At 57.7% G+C, this 21,586-nt stretch carries 16 protein-coding genes; 7 read left to right on the forward strand and 9 right to left on the reverse strand.

Going from position 1 to position 21,586, the window contains the following annotated elements; genetic code table 11:
• Both GOW09_RS20290 and GOW09_RS20295 read right to left on the reverse strand, forming a co-directional pair.
• On the reverse strand, positions 1 to 993 hold a 993-nt coding region (locus GOW09_RS20290), incomplete at its 3' end, for a glycosyltransferase family 4 protein (RefSeq protein WP_171120394.1).
• A complete protein-coding gene (locus tag GOW09_RS20295) occupies positions 987 to 2,492 on the reverse strand; it encodes a PepSY domain-containing protein (RefSeq protein WP_171120396.1) in 1,506 nt (501 codons plus the stop codon). The genes GOW09_RS20295 and GOW09_RS20290, both read right to left, overlap by 7 nt.
• A gap of 242 nt (positions 2,493 to 2,734) precedes the next feature.
• On the opposite strand from GOW09_RS20295, the gene GOW09_RS20300 reads away from it, so the two are divergent.
• Positions 2,735 to 3,718, forward strand: coding sequence for a glycosyltransferase (locus GOW09_RS20300; protein WP_171120574.1), 984 nt, complete (start codon positions 2,735 to 2,737; stop codon positions 3,716 to 3,718).
• A complete protein-coding gene (locus GOW09_RS20305; protein WP_171120398.1) occupies positions 3,715 to 5,766 on the forward strand; it encodes a glycosyltransferase family 39 protein in 2,052 nt (683 codons plus the stop codon). Before GOW09_RS20300 ends, GOW09_RS20305 begins: the two co-directional genes overlap by 4 nt.
• Positions 5,767 to 5,776: 10 nt before the next feature.
• On the opposite strand, the gene GOW09_RS20310 is transcribed toward GOW09_RS20305, so the two are convergent.
• From GOW09_RS20310 to rfbF, 6 genes are all read right to left on the reverse strand, one after another.
• Positions 5,777 to 7,813, reverse strand: a complete 2,037-nt coding sequence (locus GOW09_RS20310; RefSeq protein WP_171120400.1) for a B12-binding domain-containing radical SAM protein — start codon at positions 7,811 to 7,813, stop codon at positions 5,777 to 5,779.
• 104 nt (positions 7,814 to 7,917) lie between these two features.
• Positions 7,918 to 8,283, reverse strand: a complete 366-nt coding sequence (locus tag GOW09_RS20315; protein WP_171172387.1) for a GtrA family protein — start codon at positions 8,281 to 8,283, stop codon at positions 7,918 to 7,920.
• 32 nt (positions 8,284 to 8,315) lie between these two features.
• Positions 8,316 to 9,194 (reverse strand): NAD(P)-dependent oxidoreductase, encoded by an 879-nt coding sequence (locus GOW09_RS20320; RefSeq protein ID WP_171120404.1) that lies wholly within the window; start codon positions 9,192 to 9,194, stop codon positions 8,316 to 8,318.
• The gene (locus tag GOW09_RS20325; protein WP_171120406.1) at positions 9,194 to 10,426 is read right to left on the reverse strand and encodes a class I SAM-dependent methyltransferase; all 1,233 of its coding nucleotides are present in this window, start codon (positions 10,424 to 10,426) and stop codon (positions 9,194 to 9,196) included. Before GOW09_RS20325 ends, GOW09_RS20320 begins: the two co-directional genes overlap by 1 nt.
• Entirely contained in the window at positions 10,423 to 11,508 is a 1,086-nt protein-coding gene (locus GOW09_RS20330) for an NAD(P)-dependent oxidoreductase (RefSeq protein ID WP_216603870.1), read from the reverse strand. The genes GOW09_RS20325 and GOW09_RS20330 overlap by 4 nt, the downstream gene beginning before the upstream one ends.
• Positions 11,490 to 12,263 (reverse strand): glucose-1-phosphate cytidylyltransferase, encoded by a 774-nt coding sequence (gene rfbF / locus GOW09_RS20335; RefSeq protein ID WP_171120408.1) that lies wholly within the window; start codon positions 12,261 to 12,263, stop codon positions 11,490 to 11,492. Before rfbF ends, GOW09_RS20330 begins: the two co-directional genes overlap by 19 nt.
• Before the next feature lie 652 nt (positions 12,264 to 12,915).
• Here rfbF and GOW09_RS20340 point away from each other — a divergent pair.
• Positions 12,916 to 14,400: an NAD(P)/FAD-dependent oxidoreductase gene (locus tag GOW09_RS20340; protein WP_224859183.1), complete on the forward strand. Its 1,485-nt coding sequence runs from the start codon at positions 12,916 to 12,918 to the stop codon at positions 14,398 to 14,400.
• A gap of 15 nt (positions 14,401 to 14,415) precedes the next feature.
• On the opposite strand, the gene asnB is transcribed toward GOW09_RS20340, so the two are convergent.
• Positions 14,416 to 16,362: an asparagine synthase (glutamine-hydrolyzing) gene (gene asnB, locus GOW09_RS20345; protein ID WP_171120412.1), complete on the reverse strand. Its 1,947-nt coding sequence runs from the start codon at positions 16,360 to 16,362 to the stop codon at positions 14,416 to 14,418.
• 157 nt (positions 16,363 to 16,519) lie between these two features.
• On the opposite strand from asnB, the gene GOW09_RS20350 reads away from it, so the two are divergent.
• The 4 genes from GOW09_RS20350 to GOW09_RS20365 all read left to right on the forward strand — a co-directional run bounded on the left by GOW09_RS20350 (position 16,520) and on the right by GOW09_RS20365 (position 21,582).
• The gene (locus GOW09_RS20350) at positions 16,520 to 17,185 is read left to right on the forward strand and encodes a response regulator transcription factor (protein ID WP_171120414.1); all 666 of its coding nucleotides are present in this window, start codon (positions 16,520 to 16,522) and stop codon (positions 17,183 to 17,185) included.
• Positions 17,175 to 18,515: a sensor histidine kinase gene (locus GOW09_RS20355; RefSeq protein WP_171120417.1), complete on the forward strand. Its 1,341-nt coding sequence runs from the start codon at positions 17,175 to 17,177 to the stop codon at positions 18,513 to 18,515. The genes GOW09_RS20350 and GOW09_RS20355 overlap by 11 nt, the downstream gene beginning before the upstream one ends.
• A 224-nt stretch (positions 18,516 to 18,739) precedes the next feature.
• Complete coding sequence (locus tag GOW09_RS20360) at positions 18,740 to 20,707, forward strand: hypothetical protein (protein ID WP_171120419.1); 1,968 nt, start codon at positions 18,740 to 18,742, stop codon at positions 20,705 to 20,707.
• Positions 20,708 to 20,772: 65 nt separating this feature from the next.
• Complete coding sequence (locus GOW09_RS20365; protein ID WP_171120421.1) at positions 20,773 to 21,582, forward strand: FkbM family methyltransferase; 810 nt, start codon at positions 20,773 to 20,775, stop codon at positions 21,580 to 21,582.
• The last annotated feature ends 4 nt before the right edge of the window (positions 21,583 to 21,586 follow it).

Consider the following 21,586-nt stretch of genomic DNA (forward strand, 5'->3'; position numbering starts at 1 on the left):
ATCGCCATCCACCAATTCACGCACACCGCCGCAATCGGTGGCGATCACCGGCAGCCCGGCGCGGAACGCCTCGACAATTGAAATCGGCAGGGCCTCCCACCGGGAGGTCAGCATATAAAGATCAGAGGCCGCAAGATAGGTGGCGACATCCGAGATCACTCCGGGGAAACGGATGATGTCTGAAACCCCGGCCTGTTCGGCCCAGGCTTCGACCTGGCCGCGCAGCACGCCTTCGCCCCCGACGACGATCCGCAGACCAGGCAGGTCCTGCCGCACACGCCGGGCCACTTCGATCATCGCGTCGAGGCCCTTCTGGTGATCCAGACGGGACAAGGACAGAACCAGATGTGTGCCATCTTCGCCCAACAGTTCACGCCGCAGGGCATCCGCGGCGGCCGGATCGGCGGGCGGGTTGGGACGTACCCCCAAAAGCATCACCCGCGCCTTGTCGGGGTCGACCTGGCGTTCCAGCAGGGATTGCATGACGGTTTCGCTGGGGCAGATCGCCAGATCGGCTTGCTGCCGACAGGCGCGGGCCACCGCGTTGAGACGGTCGGGCGACGAGCCGTGATAGGTCATCACAATGGGAATTCCCATTCCCAGACTGGCCAGACGAGCCGTCAGAAGCGGGGCGGTCTCATGCGCATGGATGATATCGACCTTATGGTCTTTGAGCGCCCGCCGCAGGGTCAGGGCCGAACGTGCCAGCCAGTACATTCTGAGGGCCGGGTTGAGTTTGCCATTCGCACTGTGGTCGCTGACCCGGTCAAGTTGCAAGGGTACAAAGACACTGCCATCTGCGGTCTCGCCAAGTTCGCCGGGGGCGCCAGCCTTGATCACCTTGTGCCCATGCGCCATCAGGGACCCGCCCAGATCGGTAATGTGGCGCTGAATGCCGCCTCCGAATGTGAAAAACGAGCACATTTGCAGGATGCTGAGCCGTTCCTGAAAAGCCTTCTCATTCGTCAGAGGAAGTGTTGTTTCGTTTACCATATCGGTTGCCCCAGTCGGAATGTGACGGTTCTTGTGTCTGCATCCGGTTTTTGCAGATGGGCAACGATGGTGTTTTCCGTGTCCGAGGGTAGTAGCTGAAAAGGCGCTATGGCGGTCTCGCCTGTTTGCACGACCTCAAGGGATTGTACCTCTTTCCCATTGATTTCGATGGATACGGTTTCGATATCGGGTTCGCTGATCCGCAATTCGACATCAAGGGGTGTGTCACGTCTGAGGGGGGCGTGCATAAGCATCCAGACCACCGAGGGTGGGGCATCGACTGCAAACGCACTGGTTTTGGTATTAGATCCGGGGCCGAAGCGGAGAACAGCGACTGCTATGATGCCCATCACGAGGAGCAAATACGCCCACCGGGTCCACCCCATGCCGCGCCAGATCCGTTTGACCGGGCCGAGATGCGCGGCTTCGGGGGCAAGCCGGCCCGCAAAAATCAAAGCACCGGTGAGGGCAAGGCCAGTCGTAAACAGGCCAAGGATGATCCACAGCACCATTGAAAATGCTCCAGCCCAGAGGCCGAAATGCAGCATATCCATTAAAGGCTTCCAATAGGCGAGTCCGCCGACCTCATTGGGTGTATAAGCGCCCAGAACTTCGAGTGTTACCGGATCAATTGACACGTTGCCCGGCCCGAAAAAGCCCGAATGTCCTGCGACATGCCCGCTGAAGTCGAAAGCGCCAGCTTTTTTGTCGGGCAGGGTCATGATGAAGGGGTCGAACCCGGGCAGGGCGTCACGGGCGCGGGCCTCGGCCTGGTCGATTAGATCTGAACCGAAATTGACAGGCAGAACGGTTTCACGCGGAACAGGCGGTTTGGGCTGCGGATAGGTGCCCTCAAACCCCAGGCTGCCCAGTAGGAAATAGAAACTGGTAACCGCAGTCAAAATCAGAAGCGGCATTGACCAGAGAGCCGTCAGCCGGTGTGTGCTGCCCGCCCATGCGCGCAACCCGCCCGCGCGGCTGGGCCAGCGAAAAAACCCTTTCCAGAAACGCCGGTAGGTGATGAGTCCGCTGACGATCTGAAACAGCAGGATCACGGATGTAGCGCTGACCAGCATGAACACGACCCGTTTCTCGGTCAGAAAGGTATCGTGCAGGTCTCGCAGAATGTCGCGAAACCCATTGGGTCGTGTCGCCCCGACGACATCACCGGTTACTGGATTTGTCCAGAAACTGACACTTTCCCCCCATCCGGTGCGGCTGAAGGTGCGATCCGCAAACCAAGGGGTCGGGCGTTTGAACATCAGATAGATACTACTTTCGGGGTGGGTCTCTTTGATGCCATCGTAGATCGTGCCAAAACTCGCGGTGCGCTCTTCCTTGTCGATCGTGGTCCAGATGGCCGGACGGCCGATTGATTCAAGTTCAAACCCCGCAACAAGTAATGTGCCCGTCAGGAACATGAACGCGAAAAAGAGCGAAAGATGCAGTCCCAGCCAGATGTGAAGTTTGAAAAGTGAGTTTCGTAGCTTACGGTTCATCTGCGCCTTACTTGCTTACAATTGAACGAAATGTTGGCTGAAGTAGAGTTAACGGAAACAATGGCTTTAGGATATTGTTTCCATGAAGAAATGATTTCGTCTGTCTCTGTGGCGCCGCGCGCGCATTATTTCACACCATTCCTATGGGTTAAGTGTTGTGCGAATCCCGGTCTTTGCGGGATGGTATGAGTATACCCGAGTATTGGTGGGGTAAGCGGTGCCGATTGATGTTAAATGAAGATATGAAAACAATTTCCATTGTATCGCCATGTTTCAACGAAGAAGACAACGTGGCGAATTGCTATGAGACCGTAAAGGCCATTTTCGACAAGGAGCTGCCGGGTTACAGGCGCGAGCATATCTTCATCGACAATGCGTCTTCTGACCGGACCGTGGATATCCTGCGCGAGATCGCCGCACAGGATCAGGACGTGAAGGTGGTGGTCAATGCCCGCAATTTCGGGGTGTTCCGCTCAACCTTCAACGGGCTGCGTTATGCGACCGGCGACGGGATCGTCGTCATGCTGCCGGTCGACTTGCAGGACCCGCCCGAACTGATCCCCGAATTCGTCGAGCTGTGGGAAAGCGGTTATGACGTGGTGGCCGGCGCCCGCAGCACCCGCGAAGAAGGGTTCGTGATGCGCAACGCACGCGGCCTTTTCTATCGGATCGTCAATGGCCTGTCGGATGTCTGGCTGGAGCCATCGGTCGGAGAGTTTCAGCTGATCGACCGCAAGGTTCTGAAGGCGGTGCTGGCGCATAAGGATCACTATCCTTACATCCGTGGCATCATCGCAAGCTGTGGCTTTCGCCGGATCATCAAACCCTATGTCTGGAAGGCCCGTGCAAAGGGGCTGTCCAAACATAGCCTGATGGCGCTGATCGATCAGGCGTTGAATGCGATCTTCTCTTTCACGCGGGCCCCGATGCGGTTCTGTACAATCAGCGGGTTGGTGATCGCGATTGCCTGTATCCTGTTCTCGCTCATTTCCGTGATCCTGTTTTTCGTCAATCCCGATCAGGCACCGCGCGGGACGACGACCATCATCGTATCCCTGTTTTTCCTGTCGGGCATTCAGATGCTGTTCATTGGGATGCTGGGGGAATACATCACCTCGATCCATAATCAGGTGCGTGGCGGGCCCATCGTGACCGAGCAGGAACGTATCAATATCGAAGGTCCCGCTCGGGATCCGGCTCTGGCCAGAGAAGAGCATCTGGCATGATCGCACAGAAAAACGGGTGGCAAGGGCACTGGCTTGCTCTTGCGGTCTGCGCGTGTGCAGGCCCTGCCTGGGCCGCGGATGCGCCTGTCACCAACGCTACACTCGCCGAGCTACGCTTGTGGTTTATGGTTATGGCTGCGGCTGCAGTGGTTCTGATCGGGGTCTTCTGGTCGCGCGGACTACCTCTGTTCGGGGCACTGGCCGCTTTGGTTCTGCTGGGCAGTTCCGCCCGGTTATGGTTGACTCAACCGCTCTGGTTTCCGCGGCTTGAGATTGTCGCCGACCCGCCTGAAAACCTGATCATGCTTTTGATATTGGCTGCACAGGCGGTTCTTACGGGCGTTGTTCTGATGCGTCCTGCAGGCCGGGAGGCTGTCAGGGGCCTTTTCGCCGGGGCGGGGATCATCCGCCTGTTTCTTCTGATGGGTCTGGTTGCGGTTTTCTGTCTGTCCGCAACACCTTATGTGGCCTATGGCTATTACACGGCCTTCGGACTGCAGATCGGTGTCGGCGGTGCATTATCTCTTGTTCAGATGGCCACATTGGTCGCCATGTTTGCCGTGGCAGGTCCTGATCGCATCCCGCGTATCCCGGTGGCCGCTCTGGCCGTTTTTGCGACGGTGGTCAGTGCTGTCCTTGCCTGGACGGCGTTCGACCGCGTTCCCCATGTCGAGGATGAACTGGCCTATCTCTTTCAGGCACGCACCTTTGCGGCTGGTACGCTCTGGGCTCCGGTCCCGCCCGAAGCGGCGCAACCCGCGTTGGAATACTATCTTCTCGAGGTGCATGACGGCAAATGGATCAGTGTCCCGGCGCAAGGCTGGGCCATTGTACTAAGCCTTGGGGTTCTGATCGGGGTGCCTTGGGTGATCAATCCGATCCTGACTGGGATATCGGTCTGGCTGGCCCATGACATTGTCCGTCGGACCATCAGTCGTGAACGTGCGGATATGGTCGCGTTGCTGATGGCAACCTCGCCCTGGGTGCTGGCCGTGGGGGCCACGCTGATGACGCATTCCGTGATGCTGGTCGCGGTGCTTCTGGCCTGGTGGTGTCTGATCCGGGCCGGAGAAGGCGTGGCGCGGCGGGCGATCCTGCTGGCATTTATTGCCGGGCTTGCGCTGGGATGGAGCTTTGTAACCCGACCACTGGACGCACTGATTGTCGGAGGGTTGACTGGTTTGTGGCTGCTGCGCCGCCTGCCCGGAGGGATCGGGCAGGTGCTGGCCTGCGCCGTGGGCGGTGTCCTGTCAGGGTCCGTCTTTTTGCTGCTCAATTATGGGACCACCGGCGATATACTGCTGACCCCGCAATCCGATTACCTGAGCCGGCTCTGGCCCGATACAAAAAATGCGTTCGGCTTTGGCCCCAATGTGGGACCACCCGCCACAAGCTGGGGCGCGTTGGATATCTGGGTTGGCCACAGCCCGGCTGAGGGTCTGCTGAACCTGATCAACGGGATTGCCTCGCTCAATCTTGAACTTCTGGGCTGGACCTTTGGATCGCTGGTCCCGATCTGGATTGTCTTCATCTGGCGCAAGCGCCTGACCGGATTCGACCGGGCCATGCTGGTGATCCTAGTGGCCCTTGTGGGTGTGCTGTTCTTCTATTGGTTCACAGGCACTTTTTATCTGGGACCACGTTACTGGCATACGGCACTTCTACCGTTTCTGGTTCTTTCAGCGGCTGGGATCGAGGCGGTCAAAGACCGGCTGCCGGACCAGTATCACGGTCGTCTGCACTGTATCATCCTGCTGCTTTGTGCAGTCTCGGTCGTCAGTTTCACCTCATGGCGTGGGGTTTCGAAATACGATGGGTACGGTGGCTTTACCGGCGACATCAGGCGTCAGGCACAGGCCGCAGAGCTGAGCAATGCTCTGGTCTTTGTTGCGACAAATGCCAATATCGGATCAGCGCTTTATCTCAACGACCCGTTCCTGCCCGAAGGCAAGCCAATTTTCCTGCGCGATATGGGACCTGAGCAGAACGCAGCCATCATCGCAGCCTTTCCCGGGCGTAAGGTTGTCTATCTGGGAGACAGCGAATAGGCCCACGGGCCTATTCGGCCGCGTGCTGATTTTCACTCGGTACGAAGTTGCGCCGGAAATCCTTGGCAAACATCGTCCGGGTGAACCGGCCCAGCCCCGAAGCATGTTCGCCAAAGGTCTCGATGCGGGTCAGCAGGGTGGCTTTCACCCTTTGATCAACCTGGGTCTGGAATTCGCGGGGCGCATCGAACTGATAGTCCTGCAGCACGCCCTCATATCCCGAATTCCGCCAGGCCTCGAGATCGAAGGACGAGCTCCAGACCGGTTCGTGTTCAAGGGTTTCCGAGAAAGGCACATGCAGCATCACGGCGCTGTAGTAATTGATGATCGTGCCGAGCATCTCGTGCGCTTCGTGGTCATCCTTGTCCAGAAGGTCGCTGATGGCCCGTTTCAGGAAATCAAGTGCTTCGTCCAGCACGATGAACCGGCCAATCATCGAATATTTGCTGAGCAGATTGCCCCCCAATTCGCCGCTGATCAGATCATCATAATTTTCCTGCGCCCAGGCGACACAATCGGCGCGGGTTTCAAACAGCTCCTGCTGGTTTTCCTCCAGATAACCGGCCACCGCATCCCGGAAGGGTTTGGGGGCCTGATCGAGAATGTCCTGCATATGCTTGACGATCAGGAAGGGTCGGATGCCGCGGGAGCGCGCCAGCCGGAAGGCTTCTTCGAAATTGTCTTCGTAATAGAAGATTGTCAGCAGCAGATGGAAAACACGGGTGTCCAGATAATCCTGGAACGAGAAATTCTCGGACTGGACCACCATTTCCTCGGTCTCGACCACGGTTGGGCCGGTATATTTGCCCAGGCATCGGGCAACCACGCGATGGAGGGTTTTGAAGCCGAATTTCTCGCGACTGTCGGGGTTGGCCAGCGGTGCGCCGTGCAGCAGCATCAACTGGTGCGCCGCGACCCGGCTGACGCCGGTTTCGATCAGCTGATCGACGGCATCCATGAAGGATTCCCGGGTTTCACCGGGCATGCACAGGATCAGCTCGCCATAGGATTGCATGCCTTTTGAATGCAGCTCCTGCTGTACCTCGGCATAGGTGTCCAGGCTGATATTGTCGCGTTTGATGTTCTTCAGAACTTCCGGATTCAGAGACTGAACCGACGAGGTCATCGGCAACCGGCCCTTGGCTTTGCGCATTACCTTGATGATCCGGTCGCCGCGGTTCTTGCCCGTGGTTGTCCGGATGTATTTCGGCCAGTCGTACCGTTCCATCAGATGGCCCAGGTAATCGGCCACCTCTTCGTCCTGCACGTACATGCCGAAATTGTCGTCCGCGAAACAGAGCGGGCTGGCATGGTTGATGCGGGCGACGATGTAATCCAGATCGGCCTTGGTGCGTTCAAACGAATGGCGGAAGACCTTCGAATTCGATTTGACCGCCGAATTGCAGAATGCGCAGGTGAACGGGCAGCCCCGTGCCAGTTGCATCAGTGCAAACAGGCCGGTGTCGAAGAACTTGTCCATCAGCCCGGCCAGATAGGGCGAGGGGATTTCATCCAGATCGCGGATGCGGGGCGGTTCGTCCCCGCGCAAAATCTCTCCGGTTTCAGGGTGCACATAAAGCGCGCCATCGACGGCTTCCTCCCACATGCCTTCGCGGCGGGCACCGACATCGATGAACCGTTGCAGCGTGCTCAGGAACGCGCGCTCGCCCTCATACGTGGGGCCACGCACATGCATGTCGATCTGCGGCATGGTCCGGATCCAGCTGTCCTGCTCGTCTTCGGTCAACGGAAAGTTGGGGCCACCCATCAGGGTCAGGCTGTCGGGGTTCACTGCCTTGGCATAGTCGGCAAAGGACAGGGCCAGATGGTGGTTCCAGGAATAGCTGGAAAAACCGATCACATCCGGGGCGGCCGTGTCGATGGCCGTCTTGAGCTCTTTCGGATCACGAAAGATCGCGACCTCGATCGCTGTCGGGCTTTTCGCATAGGCCTGGGCGAAAGTCGCAAGATTTCCGACACCCAAGGGGTAGGTGTCCGATGTTGCAGTAACGAGGTTATGGCCGAGATCGGCAAGGTAAAGACGCATTAGTTAACTATCCTCGCGGTACAGTACTTATGTCAAATTTCAGACTCCATGGTCAGTTCGGTCGTCAGTGGCTATTGAGCCAGAATATTATATTTGAGCATTTTTCACACCTCCTGTTGCCAGGGAAAGCGATCTGTCAGCACCCGGGAAATCAGGATGAAGGCCAAGACTGCGGCCGGTAGGACGATTATCCCCTGCGCAGTGATTGGTTGAACCCCCATGGACAACAGGCCCTCCAGCGATAGGGCATTGAATGCATAAACCACCAGATAGGACAGGATATAAAAGGGCAACCGACCCAAACCTCTGGTGTCGAACACAAGCCGCGCATGGGTCATGAAATTCCACAGAACCCCACCGGAAAACGAGATAACGAGCGCGACTTGTGGGGGTAAGCCAGACAAGCTGAGAATGGTGAAGAGCGCATAGCCGAACGCCGTGTTCAGCACGCCCACCATAGCGAAGCGCATGAAAGACTTTTTTCGGGGTACAAGCAGTTTCTTCATGTTTGCGCCCCTTCGGATCTAAGAATGTCGGCCACGCCTGAAGTGATGTCATGTTGCGGTACAAAGCCGGCTTCATGCCGCAACCGACCCACATCTGCTGCCAGCCGGGCCGGGTCATCTGCTGCTCGGGCGATCGCACCCAGCCGGATCAGATCAGGGTGGGACATTTGTTTCGCAACCTCTTCAATCAGATCCCGGACCGGGATTGCAGTGCCGCTGGCGACATTGACCGGGCCGGTTACATCAGTTTTCAGCACGCGTAACAAGGCGCGTGCCAGATCGTCGACATGCAGGAAGTCGCGCTCCTGCAGGCCATCGGTGCAATCTACGGGTTGGCCCGCTTTGAGGTTCGAAATCAGGTCGCCGAACAACCGCCCCGGCGGTTCGCCCGATCCGTAAACAAAAAAGATACGGGCCCAGGCCAGGGACAGGCCAAGCGCGTCCTGCCCCGCGCAAAGGGCCAGCCCGGTTCCGGCTTTGGCCGCCCCGTAAAGGGTGCGGGGGTGCAGAGGGCTGGTTTCGGTCAGCTCCGGCACCGACCAGTCATATTCGGCGCAGCTTCCGGCGCAGACCGCGCGCTGGCCGCCTGTACGCGCGAATTCCCGCACCAGATGCAATGTGGCGGCCATCCAGTCCAGATTGGCCCCAGAGGTCCAGCGGTCGCGCGCCCCGTCATGCCAGGCCAGATGCACCAGATGACTGGCGCGGGCTGTTTCAAGGGCTGTTGAGGTGGCGTTGGGGTTCAGCAGATCGCAGGGGATGTCGCTTGCCGGGTTGCGGCCCAGCGTCACCACCTCATGGCCCGCCTCTGTCAGAGCCGTGGCTGTCGCGCGTCCGATCAATCCGGTTGCGCCGGTCAGCAGAACCCGTGCCATCAGCTGATCCTGACCTCCGGCACGGCGGTCACGAACCGGGTGCCATGCGCCTTCAGGTCGGACAGTTGCCCGATGACCTCGTCCCGGATGTTCCAGGGCAGGATCAGCACGTAATCCGGCGGCGTCTCGCGCAGGGCTTCGACCCCATGTACGGGGATATGACTGCCGGGCAGCAGCGTGTTCTGCTTGGCCGGGTTGCGATCAACGCAGTAAGAGATCAGGTCGGGGCCGATCCCGGCATAGTTCAGCAGCGTGTTGCCCTTGGCGGCGGCACCATAGGCGGCAATGGTGTCCCCCTTGGCATTTGCTTCGCGCAGAAAGGCGAGCAATCCGTCGCGCAGCGCTTCGACCTGAATGGTGAAATTCATATAGCCCTCAGGCCGGTCGAACTGCGCCGCAGCCTCATCCGCGCGGACCTTGGCCAGACCGGGCCCTTCGGGATGGCTGGCACCCTCAAGGCAGGCGAACACCCGCAGCGAACCGCCATGGGTGGGCAGTTCTTCGACGTCAAAGACGCGCAGGCCCGCCTTGGCAAAGATCTTTTCCACCGCCAGCAGCGACAGATAGGAGTAATGTTCGTGATAGATCGTGTCGAACTGCACTTCTCTGATCAGGTTCAGAAGATGCGGGAATTCGACCGTATAGACCGCATCGCCGGTCAGAAGCGTGGCGATCCCGGCGACGAAATCGTTGATGTCAGGCACATGCGCCAGCACATTGGCCGATGCGATCAGCACCGGAGGTTTCTCGGTCGCAGCCACCTTGCGGGCCAGCGCCTCGCCGAAGTAATCGACCAGCGTACGCACGCCTTTTTCTTCGGCTGCCGCCGCCACGCTGCCCGAAGGTTCGATCCCCAGAACGGGGATGCCTTTCTCGACGAAATACTGCAACAGATACCCGTCATTCGAGGCGATCTCGATCACCAGATCATCCGGTCCCAGATCAAGCCGGTCGACCATCTGTTCGACATAGGCCCTGGCATGGGCCAGCCAGCTGTCCGAATAGCTCGAGAAATAGGCGTAATCGGCATTGAAGATCTCATCCGCCGGTACGGCGTCTTCGACCTGTACCAGATAGCAGTCGTTGCAGACCCAGGCATGCAGCGGATAGCGCGGACAGGCCGTGCCCGCGCGCTCGGGCGGGACATAGGAATTGGCCAGCGGCGAAAGCCCCAGATCGACCAGCGTCTGAGTCAGGGCTGCGCCACAGCTCCGGCAAACGGGGTGTGTCATTGCGGCATCCTCCAGCGCAGATCCTCGCTCAGCGTGCCATTGCGGATATGTTCTTCGAGCGCTTTCAGCCGCATCAACGGAGATGACCTGAAATCGGCATCGCCAAAGTTGATATCGTTCAGCAATTGCAACAAATCCCGGATGGTGCCTTCAAGCGTCTGAACCGGCTGATGTTCGGGTGCCAGCTGTTTGTAGAGCGAAAAGTCGACCTTGTAGGAACGGTTGTCGGGTGAGGCGTCGGGATTGATCGAAAAACTGGCCCCGGGGACCGCCTCGGCCACGGTCTGCGCCAGATCGCGGATCTGATAATTCCACACATCCGACCCGGCATTGACCGCCAGCCATTGGCCTCCGGCATCCTCGGTCCGGGTGATGGCCCAGTCGATGGCCCGCGCCATGTCGCGCACGTCGATCAGCGGCCGCCACGGGCTGCCGTCGCTCAGCACCGTGATCTTGCCAGCGGTGACCGCACAGGCGGCAAAATCGTTCAGCACCAGATCCAGCCGCAGCCGGGGTGACGGCCCGCAGGCGGTGGCGAAACGCAGCGCTGTACGCAGCATCCCCGGCGTGTCCATGGCCGCCAGCGCGCGCTCGGTCCCGATTTTGCTGCGGGCATAGGCGGTCAGCGGGTTCAGGGGCGCGTCCTCGGATCTGGCATCGCCTTCGGCGAAACCATAGACCGAACAGCTGGAGGCGAAGACAAAGCGCGACACCCCGGCTTCGGCGGCCAGATGAGCGGCCTGCACGATGGCATCCTGATTGATTTCCGTGGTGACTGTTTCGAACCGGGCACCCATCGGGTCGTTCGAGATGGCCGCCAGTGCAACAATCGCATCCGCCCCCTGGAACAGTGACGCATCGATATCGCGAATATCCGCGATGATCTGCTGGTTCAGAACCCGCTCGGGCCACGCATCATGCGTGGTCAGCCGGTCCGAGAAAAACCCGGGATCAAGGCCGATCAGATTGGCGTTGGGATAGGATTTCCGCAAGGCCGCTGCCACGACCGGACCAATATAGCCCAGATTGCCAAGCAGGATGATTTTCGGAGCGGAACCCAGCGTCATTCCCAGACCTTCCATGGAGCATTGCCTTCCTGCCAGCGGGCTTCGAGTTGACGGCGGTCGCGCAGCGTATCCATCGGTTGCCAGAATCCCTTGTGGCGAAACGCCATCAGATCGCCGTCTGCGGCCAGCGTTTCAAGCGGAGCGCGTTCCCAGATTGCGCCGTCCCCGTCCAGCAGATCACCAACCGAAGGATGCAGCACGAAGAACCCGCCATTGATAAAACCACCGTCACCGCCCGGTTTTTCGGCAAAACGTTCGATCTGATCGCTGGCCAGCTCCAACGCGCCGAAACGCCCCGGTGGCACGACTGCGGTGAGCGTGGCGCGTTTGCCGTGGCTTTTGTGGAACGCGACCAGCGAACTGATATCGACATTCCCGACCCCGTCGCCATAGGTCATGCAAAAGGCCTCTTCATCCTTGAGCAGATGCATGACACGGCGCAGCCGCCCCCCGGTCTGGCTGTCCTCGCCGGTATCGACCAGCGTCACCCGCCAGGGCTCCGATTTGCTGTTTGCAATCTCAAGCCCGCCATTGGCCAGATCGATCGTGACGTCCGAGCTGTGCAGGAAAAAATTCGCGAAATATTCCTTGATGACGTATCCCTTGTAGCCCAGGCAGACGATGAAGTCTGTGATGCCATGGGCGGCATAAATTTTCATGATATGCCAGATGATCGGTTTTCCTCCGATCTCGACCATGGGTTTTGGAATCCTGACGGTTTCTTCGCTGAGCCGGGTACCTAAGCCGCCGGCCAGAATAACGCACTTCATAAAATCGCTCCCTCGTTAACAACGAGACTGGCTACCAATTCACTCGTTTTAACCCAGACCCGTGACATCTGAGTTACTGCAAACATTCGCACGCATTAGGACGGCAGCGTTGCCACCCTGTCAAGATTCACAAAGCGACGAGTCGTGAGGTGCTGAATTTCCCGCTGCTGTGGCGCTTAACCATACACAATGCGGTCGAAGCCGCGACATTGTTGATGCGCCCTTATGGCCTGTCGATACAGTGAAGGACATCACAGAGGTGGTCCTTAAAAGCGGTCATATTGTCGGTGGAATACGCCGCACCCGAGTTGCGCGTGTCCCATGTTGCCTTCACATCCGGAAGGGGCGTTGGGGCCGTGCTGCGTCAGTCAGAAAACATCTTTAGGATTCAGGCCGTTGAGGAAAGTACATACTGCTTCAGACAGTGTGAAAGAGCAAAGGTTTCACACAGGTGATCCGGTTTTGGTCTGCCGCGGGTTTACCGACAAGGGCGTGGGTGCCGCGCGTCAAACCTGGCGGCTGATCGTTCCGTGCAGAAGGAAGGGACCTCAAAACGCAGAGGGTCCGTTTCGGGGACTGACAGGATTTTGTTGTGAATCTCGGATAACCTCTTGTAGCTTTAGGTCAGTGTTTTGGTATGGGTGTTAGTCATTTGAAAAAAGATATTGTTCCCGTTGTCGTCATTGGTGGTGGTCCAGCAGGGCTGACAGCAGCCTATGAACTTCAGAAACTGAGCGACACACATGTTCCCCGGGTGTTCGAGGCCTCGGACATGGTTGGTGGCATCTCGCGAACCGAAACGCACAAAGGGTATCGCTTCGACATTGGCGGGCATCGGTTTTTCACCAAGGTGCGCGAAGTCGAGGATATGTGGCACGAGGTGATGGGGGATGATTTCATCACCGTGCAACGCCTGAGCCGCATCTTCTACCGCAACAAATTCTACGATTACCCGCTGCGTATCTTCAACGCCCTTGGCAATATCGGCCCCTACGAGACCTACAAGATCATCGGCAGCTTCATCAAATGGAAGATTCGTCCACGCCAGCAGGAAGACACGTTCGAAGACTGGGTCGTCAATCGCTTTGGCGGGCGGCTTTATATGCATTTCTTCCACAGCTACACCAAGAAGGTCTGGGGTATTCCGCCGTCGGAAATCCGGGCCGACTGGGCCGCGCAGCGGATCAAGAACCTGTCTTTGCCCAAGGCGGTCTGGAACGCGATTTCCGGGGCCAATGACACCGCCAGCCTGATCGAGGAATTCCAGTATCCCCGCCTGGGCCCCGGCATGATGTGGGAAAAGACCCGTGACTTGATCCGGGAAAAAGGCGGATCGGTCGAAACCCATTCCGAAGTGATCCAGGTGAACCGTGATGGCAATCGCGTCACTTCGATCGATGTGCGCCACTGGACTGAAGATGGCGAAAAACACACCGAGCGGGTGGAGGGCGAAGAGTTCGTCAATTCGATGGCCGTTCGTGATCTGATCCATGCTTTTGATCCGCCGCCACCACCCGAGGTTGTCGAGGCGGCAGACCGTCTGCGGTATCGTGATTTCCTGATCGTGACCCTGATCCTGGATCACGCGGATCCGTTCCCGGACAACTGGATCTACATCCACAGCCCGCAGGTGAAGGTGGGTCGCATCCAGAATTTCCGCGCCTGGTCCGCGGAAATGCTGCCAGATCAGAACACCGCATCGATCGGGATGGAGTATTTCTGCCAGAAAGGTGACGGGTTGTGGTCGTCAAGTGACGAGGATCTCAGGCATCTCGCCAGTGAAGAGCTTGAAAAGCTGGGTCTGGCCAAGGCCAGCGATGTCATTGACCACGCGGTTATCCGGCAGCCCAAGGCCTATCCGGTCTATGACAGTGAATACAAGGACGCCCTAGACACGGTCAGCGACTGGCTGAAGACGCTGGAAAACTTCCAGACCGTGGGTCGCAATGGTTTGCACCGCTACAACAACCAGGATCATTCCATGCTGTCGGCGATGTACGCCGCGCGCAATATTCTGGGCGAGGATCATGACGTCTGGGATGTCAATGTTGAGCGCTCTTATCATGAAGAGTTTGAAGCCAAGCCCAAGAAAAAGGCGGCCCCGCAATCCGCCGTCCGCAAAAGCACGGCTCTCTGAGGAAGGGGTAGCCCTTCAACTGTGGACCGCAGCGCCCACAGGTTTGTTGGCAGAGGACGGTCGGGGCCGGAATCTGTCCGGCCGGATGCTGACGTGATCGCGTAATCTGTTGATTTCGCGATCTTCGTCCTGATGATCCAGCCGGCATCGCAGCCAAACCTCGGTCAGCAGCAACCGCAGCCGCAGATCCGGACCGGCCTCTTCGATGGTGTTCGCCATCTGTGTCCGGGTCAGGCTGAAAAGATCCCCCAAATGGGCGTTCCTGAAGTATTCCGGCCGGATCTCAAGCCGCTGAAACACCGTCGTCCAGAACCCGATCTTGATGCGCTGGCTCAGGGTGTTGGGGATGTAGCGGTTGGCAACCTCGCGGACCACCCATTTGTCGCGGATGAAGGGGTGTGCCTTTTCGAAAACGAACGGAGAGCCCCTGAGTTTGTAGCGTGCCGGCAGATTGATCCCGAACCGGGCAACCTGTGTGTCCAGAAACGGGAACCGCGCCTCGATCCCGGCAGCCATGCCCATTGTATCGTTGCGATGCAAAAGCGTTCGCAGATGGTGGTGCATGTAATCCAAGCTCCATTGCCGGCCTCTTTCCTGAAACTTGCGAGGCAGCTGTGCCAGGCTGTCGGCTACGGCCCGCTTGTCCTGCGCCATCTCGCGACCATTCAGGATGTCGCGGACGTTTTCCATGTTTCCCATCCGGTCAGGTGCCAGGATCGGGCCAACCCCCGGTATTGCGCGTATGGCCGAGCCCAACCCGCTGATCATCCTTTCATACCCGTCTGTCAGGCGTTTGCGGCCAAGCCAGGGGTAGCCCAGAAACAGCTCATCCGATCCTTCGCCTGACAACAGCCCCTTGATCCCTGAATCCGCCGCGAGCTGGGCGATCATCATCAGTGGTGCGCAATTGGGATGATAGGAAAACGGGTATTCGTAGTGACACATTACGCGCGGGATCATGTCGACGAAATCCTGCTCTTCAGCCTCGATGACATGTAGATCAAGTTTCAGGCTTTTGGCCAGTTCCGAGGCGGCGTCCACCTCGCTCCAGGCGCCTTTCACATTGGCGTGGAACAGGGCGATATTCTGGTGCTGGGCCGCTGCGATGGCAACGATCAGGGATGAATCCACCCCGCCTGAGCAAAACGCGCCAACCGGTGCATCCGCGAATAAATGCGAGGCCACGGATTTATGCATGAGATCCGCATATTCATCGACGATATCGGCAGCCGACAGGCCATCGAGGCGGGTCATCTCATCAAGGTCGAGAAAGTCGGTCAGGTGGAAGAAAGAGGCGATGTCGATATTGCCCGATCCGTCATGCCACAGGTAAGTGCCGGGCGTCAGGCTGCGGATCCCCTGATAGAAGGTCGGGCCGCTGGTCGGGCCTCCGAATTTCATCAGGTAAGCCGCGATCGAGTTGACATCGGGTTTCAGGGTTATCCAGGGTTCGAAGGCCTTGATCTCTGAACCGAACAGAAAGGCGGGGCCTTGTTCGGTCATGCCTTGCATCCAGTAAAGAGGTTTCATGCCAAACCGGTCCCGGGCCAGCAGAACCCGGTGTGTCTGCCGGTCGATAAAGGCAAGTCCGAACATGCCATCGAACCGGGCAAGCGCATCTTCGCCCCATTGGATCAGGCTGTGCAGCACCACTTCGGTATCCGAGGTGGTGCGGAACGGGATGCCCAGTGCCTCAAGTTCAGCGCGCAGGGTTCTGAAGTTATAGACTTCGCCATTGTAGACAAGGATGTAGCGGCCGCTTGGGTCCGTAAATGGCTGATCCGACCGGGTGTCGGTATCAACCAGAGACAGGCGTTGATGGGCCAGGCCAAGACCGGGCTCGCTCAGAATATTGCCGGCATCGGGGCCGCGGTGCCGAATGGCGAAACCGCTTTGACGAAGCCGTGTGACATCAGGGGATGAGGTTGTATCCTCTGGGAAAATTCCAAACAGACCGCACATCCGGCACCTCAAATCGCTAAAACTAAATTTTGGGTTCTGAAACGGATCGCTTTCGACAACCGATCAGGTCAAATATATAAAAGGTGGGGTGAACGCCGCATGTCGGGTCTTGTCATGCTATGTTCACGTTTGGGCCGTTTGTCCCGTATGAGGGGTTATGAAGGTACTGGTTGCGGAAGATGACGATACGCTGCGCGGTGATCTTGAATGTTTGCTGCGCGCCCGGGGTGATATCGTAAGACTGTCAGGAAACGGCAATGATGCGCTGTTTCTGGGAGAGACCGAGGATTGGGACGCGATCGTGCTGGACCTGGGGCTGCCGGGGCTGGACGGGTTGTCGATCCTGCGGGAATGGCGCAGCCGCAAGGTTGCAGCACCGGTTCTGATCCTGTCGGCGCGTGACAGCTGGAACGATATCGTTTCCGGGCTGCGCAGCGGGGCTGATGATTATCTGTCAAAGCCTTTTCATTCAGAAGAACTTCTGGCGCGGCTTGAGGCCTTGGTGCGCCGTGCAAGCGGGCGTGGCACGCCCTCGATCGATGTCGGAGATCTTTCGGTTCTGCCGGATGAAAAAGCTGCCTTTTTCAAAGGGCGCAGCGTATCGCTGACCGCTTTCGAGTTCCGGGCGCTGGAGCATCTCGCCCGACATGCGGGATCTGTCGTCAGCCGGGCAGATCTGATCGAACATATCTATGCCGAGGATATGGATCTGCAATCGAACGTCATCGATGTTCTTGTCTCACGTTTGCGTCGGAAAACTGCGGCGGGAATGGTGGAAACCGTGCGGGGGCATGGGTATCGGATTCCGGTAGATGACGCATAATTGGGCTACGATCCCCCGTCGCGTTTCGATTGCCACGATAGCGATCTGCTGCGCCATACTGGGTATCGGGGCCATGATCTGCATTCAGGTCTACCGGGCTCATGAAATCGGCGAAATGGATTTGCTGCTTGGGCAGGATTTGTTGATCGAAGCCCGGCGGGTCGCCTATGACGGGGCACAGGCTGAACTGCTCGAGAGCGTTGGCCCGAGCTATTATGACCTGACCAATGAGCAATGGTTCTGGCAATTGACGCGTGACGGGTCTGACGAAATCCTGCTGCAATCCCCGTCACTTGGCCCTGTCACCGCAGAAAGCTGGGTTCTGGACGTCCCGGAAGCCGGGGGGAATTTCGTAATCCCGGGCGGAGATGTTCTGCGTGGAAGGCGGGCTGCGTTTCCCGGGATGGAACCGGATGAGACATTGACCTTCCGGATTGCGGCCCCACTGATGCATGTCACGGAAGAAACCAACCGGGCTGCAAAGCTGATTGCATTGATTTTCATTGGTCTTGCCATAGTGGTTTCGGTTTCGGTCTACATCACTGTGAACAGGGGGCTGATGCCGCTCAAGCGGCTCAGCAATTCCGTGAAGGTCATGCGTAAAAACGACACCATCATAGACGATCAGAAATGGCCGCCCGATCTGGTTCCCGTGGTCGAGGAACTGCGCGAGCTGCACTGGCGCAACGGCACGATCATCGAAAAACACCGTCGAAAAAACGCAGAGCTGGCGCATGGCCTGAAAACACCGCTGGCGGCATTGGCGCGCGTTGCCGAAGAGCTTGAGGGAGATAAAGGAGATCAGATAACGGATTTTGTGGGGCGTATGACCGGTGTCATCAAACGCAACCTCAGCCGCGCGCGTACCGAACGCCCCTATGGAAAATCCTCTCCGGTGCATGCCTGCGCCGAAGATGTATCGTTTGCACTTGGCATCACACTCCGAAACAGGATGCCGCATATCGAAAACGCCATAGACGCCGGAACCACCTTTTGGGGCGAGGAGGCCGACATTCAGGAGATCCTGGGCAATCTGCTTGAAAACGCCTGTCTCTGGGCCAAGAGCCATGTGCGCATATCCGTGACGGCACCCGAACCGGGCATGATCACTCTGAGTATTGAGGATGATGGTCCCGGCATGGAAGCGGATAAGGCAAAACAGGGAGCGCCCGTTCAGAGAGGTGATCAGGAAGAGACCGAGGAGCATGGTCTGGGGCTTTTGATTGTACAGGATATCGCCGAGCTTTATGGCGGCGCGGTCAATATCGGGACATCACCTTTGGGAGGAGCCCGAGTATCGGTCATGCTTCCGGGGAAGATAGAAGCCTGAACATTTTCTGTTCACGTTGGATCATCAATACGAGAAAATTTGCTGCATTGATGTCGCATAATGCGCGCGATTCTCCCGATCGGCAAAAAACTGGCAGGGTGATAAGGCTTACATGTTATCAGTGAATTGGTTGGTCAAATGAAGCGACATTAGGTGAGAAAACAGGATATCTTTCGCCGGTTAACCTTCGCTTGCCTTGTTTTAACGAGTTTATTCAAGACGTGATGATATTGCGCCTTTCTTTGTTTCTGATTGTGTTGGCCGGTCTTTTGCTGGCCGGGCAGGATATTGCGGCAACAATATCTGCAAAAGCCGCGTTGGCGGACGGGGCATCCCCTTACTTCGTGGCGGATGATGCGTTGTTTCTTTACATCTGGGTTCCCTTGATCGCCTTGTCGGCTTCGGCGTTTTTTCTGGCCCCGGGCATGATTTTGGCATGGGGAATTCGTACGTCCGGAGATCGGTTTGAACATTGGCTGCTCAAGGGATTTACGTTGTCCCTGTTTGGTGTCCCTGCCATGGCGGCATTGGTTCAGGCTGTCAGCGGTGTTCAGATAACGGGGACGGCCTTCATCGTGCTGATCCTGCTGCTCTGCCTGATGGGCCTTTACCTGTTTCCGGCCCGTTCCGAGCCCAAGGTGTTTCAGGGCAGAGGCTGGGATATAGCAGGCATGGTCCTGCTGCCTCTGGCCGTCCTGTTGCTGATGTCTCCGAAATTCTATTGGGAGGCGCTGAACGATGACGGCGCGCACAGCTTTCTGAACGCAATGTTGTTCATAACCAGAGGTCTGCCATTCTGGCCTCCGGACTCCGGTGCAATCGGAGGATATCCAACCCCGAAAATGATGACAGAGACCTTTCTTCAAACCGGGTTTGTGCGGTTCTTTGGACCCTATGAAGTTTCCATTCGCCTGGCCTATCTGCCTGGCCTGTCGATCCTGTTTGGGGTCATTCTGGGGTTTGTACGCGCGTCGCCGGACGGGCGCACTGATGTGCGCTCTGTTCTTGGGCTTGGGGCTGCCCTGCTGCTGTTTTCCTTCGTGATGGCATTCAATCCGTCTTACAATCCGTATTTTGCCGATATCGCCCTGCCGATGACGCGCGAGCCGATGATCCTGTCGGGGGTGCTGGGCTATATCCTGTTCTTTACCGAACGGAAGTTCGGCTGGATGGCGGTTGTGTCCACGCTGGCGTTGCTGACCGCGCCGAACGGTATTCTGCTGATTGGCTTCTTTCTGATCTCCTATTTCCTGCTGACACGGCCCTTGCCGTTCCGGCAGGTGATCACAGGAGGGGTGATCGCCGTTGGCGTCGTGGCCCTGGCATCGCTGCTTGAAATGGGGCTGCAGTCGTCGGGACTGACAAATGTGTCCAGTGAGTTCAACACAGGCAGCATCCTACGCCGCTTGCGGTTCGTCACGATCTTTGACACCGGACGAATCCTGTTCTGGCTGCTGCCCTGTGGAATATTGCCTGGTCTGGCTCTGCTGGCGTGGCGGTGGCAGGACAAACTGTCCAAAGCCCTGACCCTGACTGTTATTGCCTATGTTTTGTTTTTCTATATTCAGGCCTATCGCATCCTGCCGCATCATTTTGCGCCCGCCGCAGTCATTCCGTTGATCATTTTCTGGCGCCTGCGCCCGGTTCAGGCCGCACCTGCACCGGCGTTGGTCTGTGCTTTGGCCGGGGTGGCGGTCAGCGCATGGATCAGCTGGCCGGAAACACTACGCCCCTTTACACAGACGCGGGACTTGGGACATCGCATTGTCATTGAGACCGAGGCCGCCCCGTTCCCCGATCTGGACGAGATGCGCGTCGTGCAGGCACTGCTCGAGAAAGCCTTCCCGCCGATCTGGACACAGGCCGAGCTTGAAAACCGCTATATGGCCGGTGAGCTGTCAGTTTATGTGCATGCTGGGATGCCGGCACCGGACAACACCGTCGCGGATTATTTCGTCCGCCCCGCATCCGAACCTTTGCAAGACGGAGAGATCATGATCGGCGAAGTGGTCGAAGATCGGATCCTGGTGGCGCGTGATCGGGCAGCTTACGAAAGCGACCTTGGAAACACCGACGTTCCGATCAGCATTGCGCGTGTCTATCACGTGCCATTTGACACAATTTTCGGACGTGGAACGCGCGGAACGCTGTACCCGGTGTGGGATATCGCGAAAATTGCAGGGTTAAGATAGCCGATGTCTATGCAACAATGTTTTTGCCCGAAAAGCCAAGAGCGGGCGGTTAAGTGGAGAACTTTATGAAGCAGAATCTCACCAAGTTGGTTGAAGCCTATCCGCTCCTCCAGAAGCCAGCCTATTTCGCTTATATCGGCGTGGTCAGCACTCGGAATTTCAGCCGTCGGTTTGCCATGAACAATCTTGGTTACCTGCCCAAACAGGTCTCGGACCGCGGGCAGGATATGTGGGTGATCAACGAAGTCTATAACGGCAAGCGCAATGGTTTTTTTGTCGAACTGGGTGCTGCGGACGGGTTTTCAGATTCCAACACCTTTGCTCTGGAAAAGCATTATGGCTGGACCGGATTGTTGATCGAGCCCAACCCCGTCAATTACAACAAGATCATCAACTGGCATCATCGTTCAGCCACACCAGTCCCGCTGGCGGTCGACCCCGAGCCCGGCCAGCTGGAATTCATGATCGACGGCCAGCGCAGCAGCCTGCTGGTGGATGAAGCCGATAACATGACCGAGCGCCGTGCCGCGAAGCTGGCTAGGTTCCGTGAGAAAGGCAAAGTTGTCACGGTAGAAGCTGTGCCTCTGGATGAGGTGTTCGACCGCTATAACGCGCCCAAGGACATCGACTATTTCAGCCTGGATGTCGAAGGGTCAGAGACACGGATTTTGCGCAACTTCCCTTTCGACAAGTACCGCTTCCTGGCGATGACAATCGAACGCCCGACGCCGGAGCTCAACGAACTGCTGTTTGCCAACGGCTATCATTTCGTGCGCAATTCGCTTTACGACTCGTTCTATGTGCACGAAAGCAATCCGCGTTTCGATCAGATCGAGAAATTGCCGTTCGAGCAGCTGCCTGCCAAGCAGTTCTGATCCC

Source organism: Ruegeria sp. HKCCA5463 (assembly GCF_013034175.1).
GTDB lineage: Bacteria > Pseudomonadota > Alphaproteobacteria > Rhodobacterales > Rhodobacteraceae > Ruegeria.

Bases quoted from the DNA above. Each gene is read 5' to 3' on its own strand.
- GOW09_RS20365 (WP_171120421.1), top strand. From the start codon at position 20,773: ATGAAGCAGAATCTCACCAAGTTGGTTGAAGCCTATCCGCTCCTCCAG.
- GOW09_RS20325 (WP_171120406.1), bottom strand. From the start codon at position 10,426: ATGACACACCCCGTTTGCCGGAGCTGTGGCGCAGCCCTGACTCAGACG.
- GOW09_RS20320 (WP_171120404.1), bottom strand. From the start codon at position 9,194: ATGGCACGGGTTCTGCTGACCGGCGCAACCGGATTGATCGGACGCGCG.
- GOW09_RS20315 (WP_171172387.1), bottom strand. From the start codon at position 8,283: ATGCGCTTCGCTATGGTGGGCGTGCTGAACACGGCGTTCGGCTATGCG.
- GOW09_RS20310 (WP_171120400.1), bottom strand. From the start codon at position 7,813: ATGCGTCTTTACCTTGCCGATCTCGGCCATAACCTCGTTACTGCAACA.
- GOW09_RS20350 (WP_171120414.1), top strand. From the start codon at position 16,520: ATGAAGGTACTGGTTGCGGAAGATGACGATACGCTGCGCGGTGATCTT.
- GOW09_RS20360 (WP_171120419.1), top strand. From the start codon at position 18,740: ATGATATTGCGCCTTTCTTTGTTTCTGATTGTGTTGGCCGGTCTTTTG.
- GOW09_RS20305 (WP_171120398.1), top strand. From the start codon at position 3,715: ATGATCGCACAGAAAAACGGGTGGCAAGGGCACTGGCTTGCTCTTGCG.
- GOW09_RS20355 (WP_171120417.1), top strand. From the start codon at position 17,175: ATGACGCATAATTGGGCTACGATCCCCCGTCGCGTTTCGATTGCCACG.
- GOW09_RS20295 (WP_171120396.1), bottom strand. From the start codon at position 2,492: ATGAACCGTAAGCTACGAAACTCACTTTTCAAACTTCACATCTGGCTG.
- rfbF (WP_171120408.1), bottom strand. From the start codon at position 12,263: ATGAAGTGCGTTATTCTGGCCGGCGGCTTAGGTACCCGGCTCAGCGAA.
- GOW09_RS20330 (WP_216603870.1), bottom strand. From the start codon at position 11,508: ATGGAAGGTCTGGGAATGACGCTGGGTTCCGCTCCGAAAATCATCCTG.
- GOW09_RS20300 (WP_171120574.1), top strand. From the start codon at position 2,735: ATGAAAACAATTTCCATTGTATCGCCATGTTTCAACGAAGAAGACAAC.
- asnB (WP_171120412.1), bottom strand. From the start codon at position 16,362: ATGTGCGGTCTGTTTGGAATTTTCCCAGAGGATACAACCTCATCCCCT.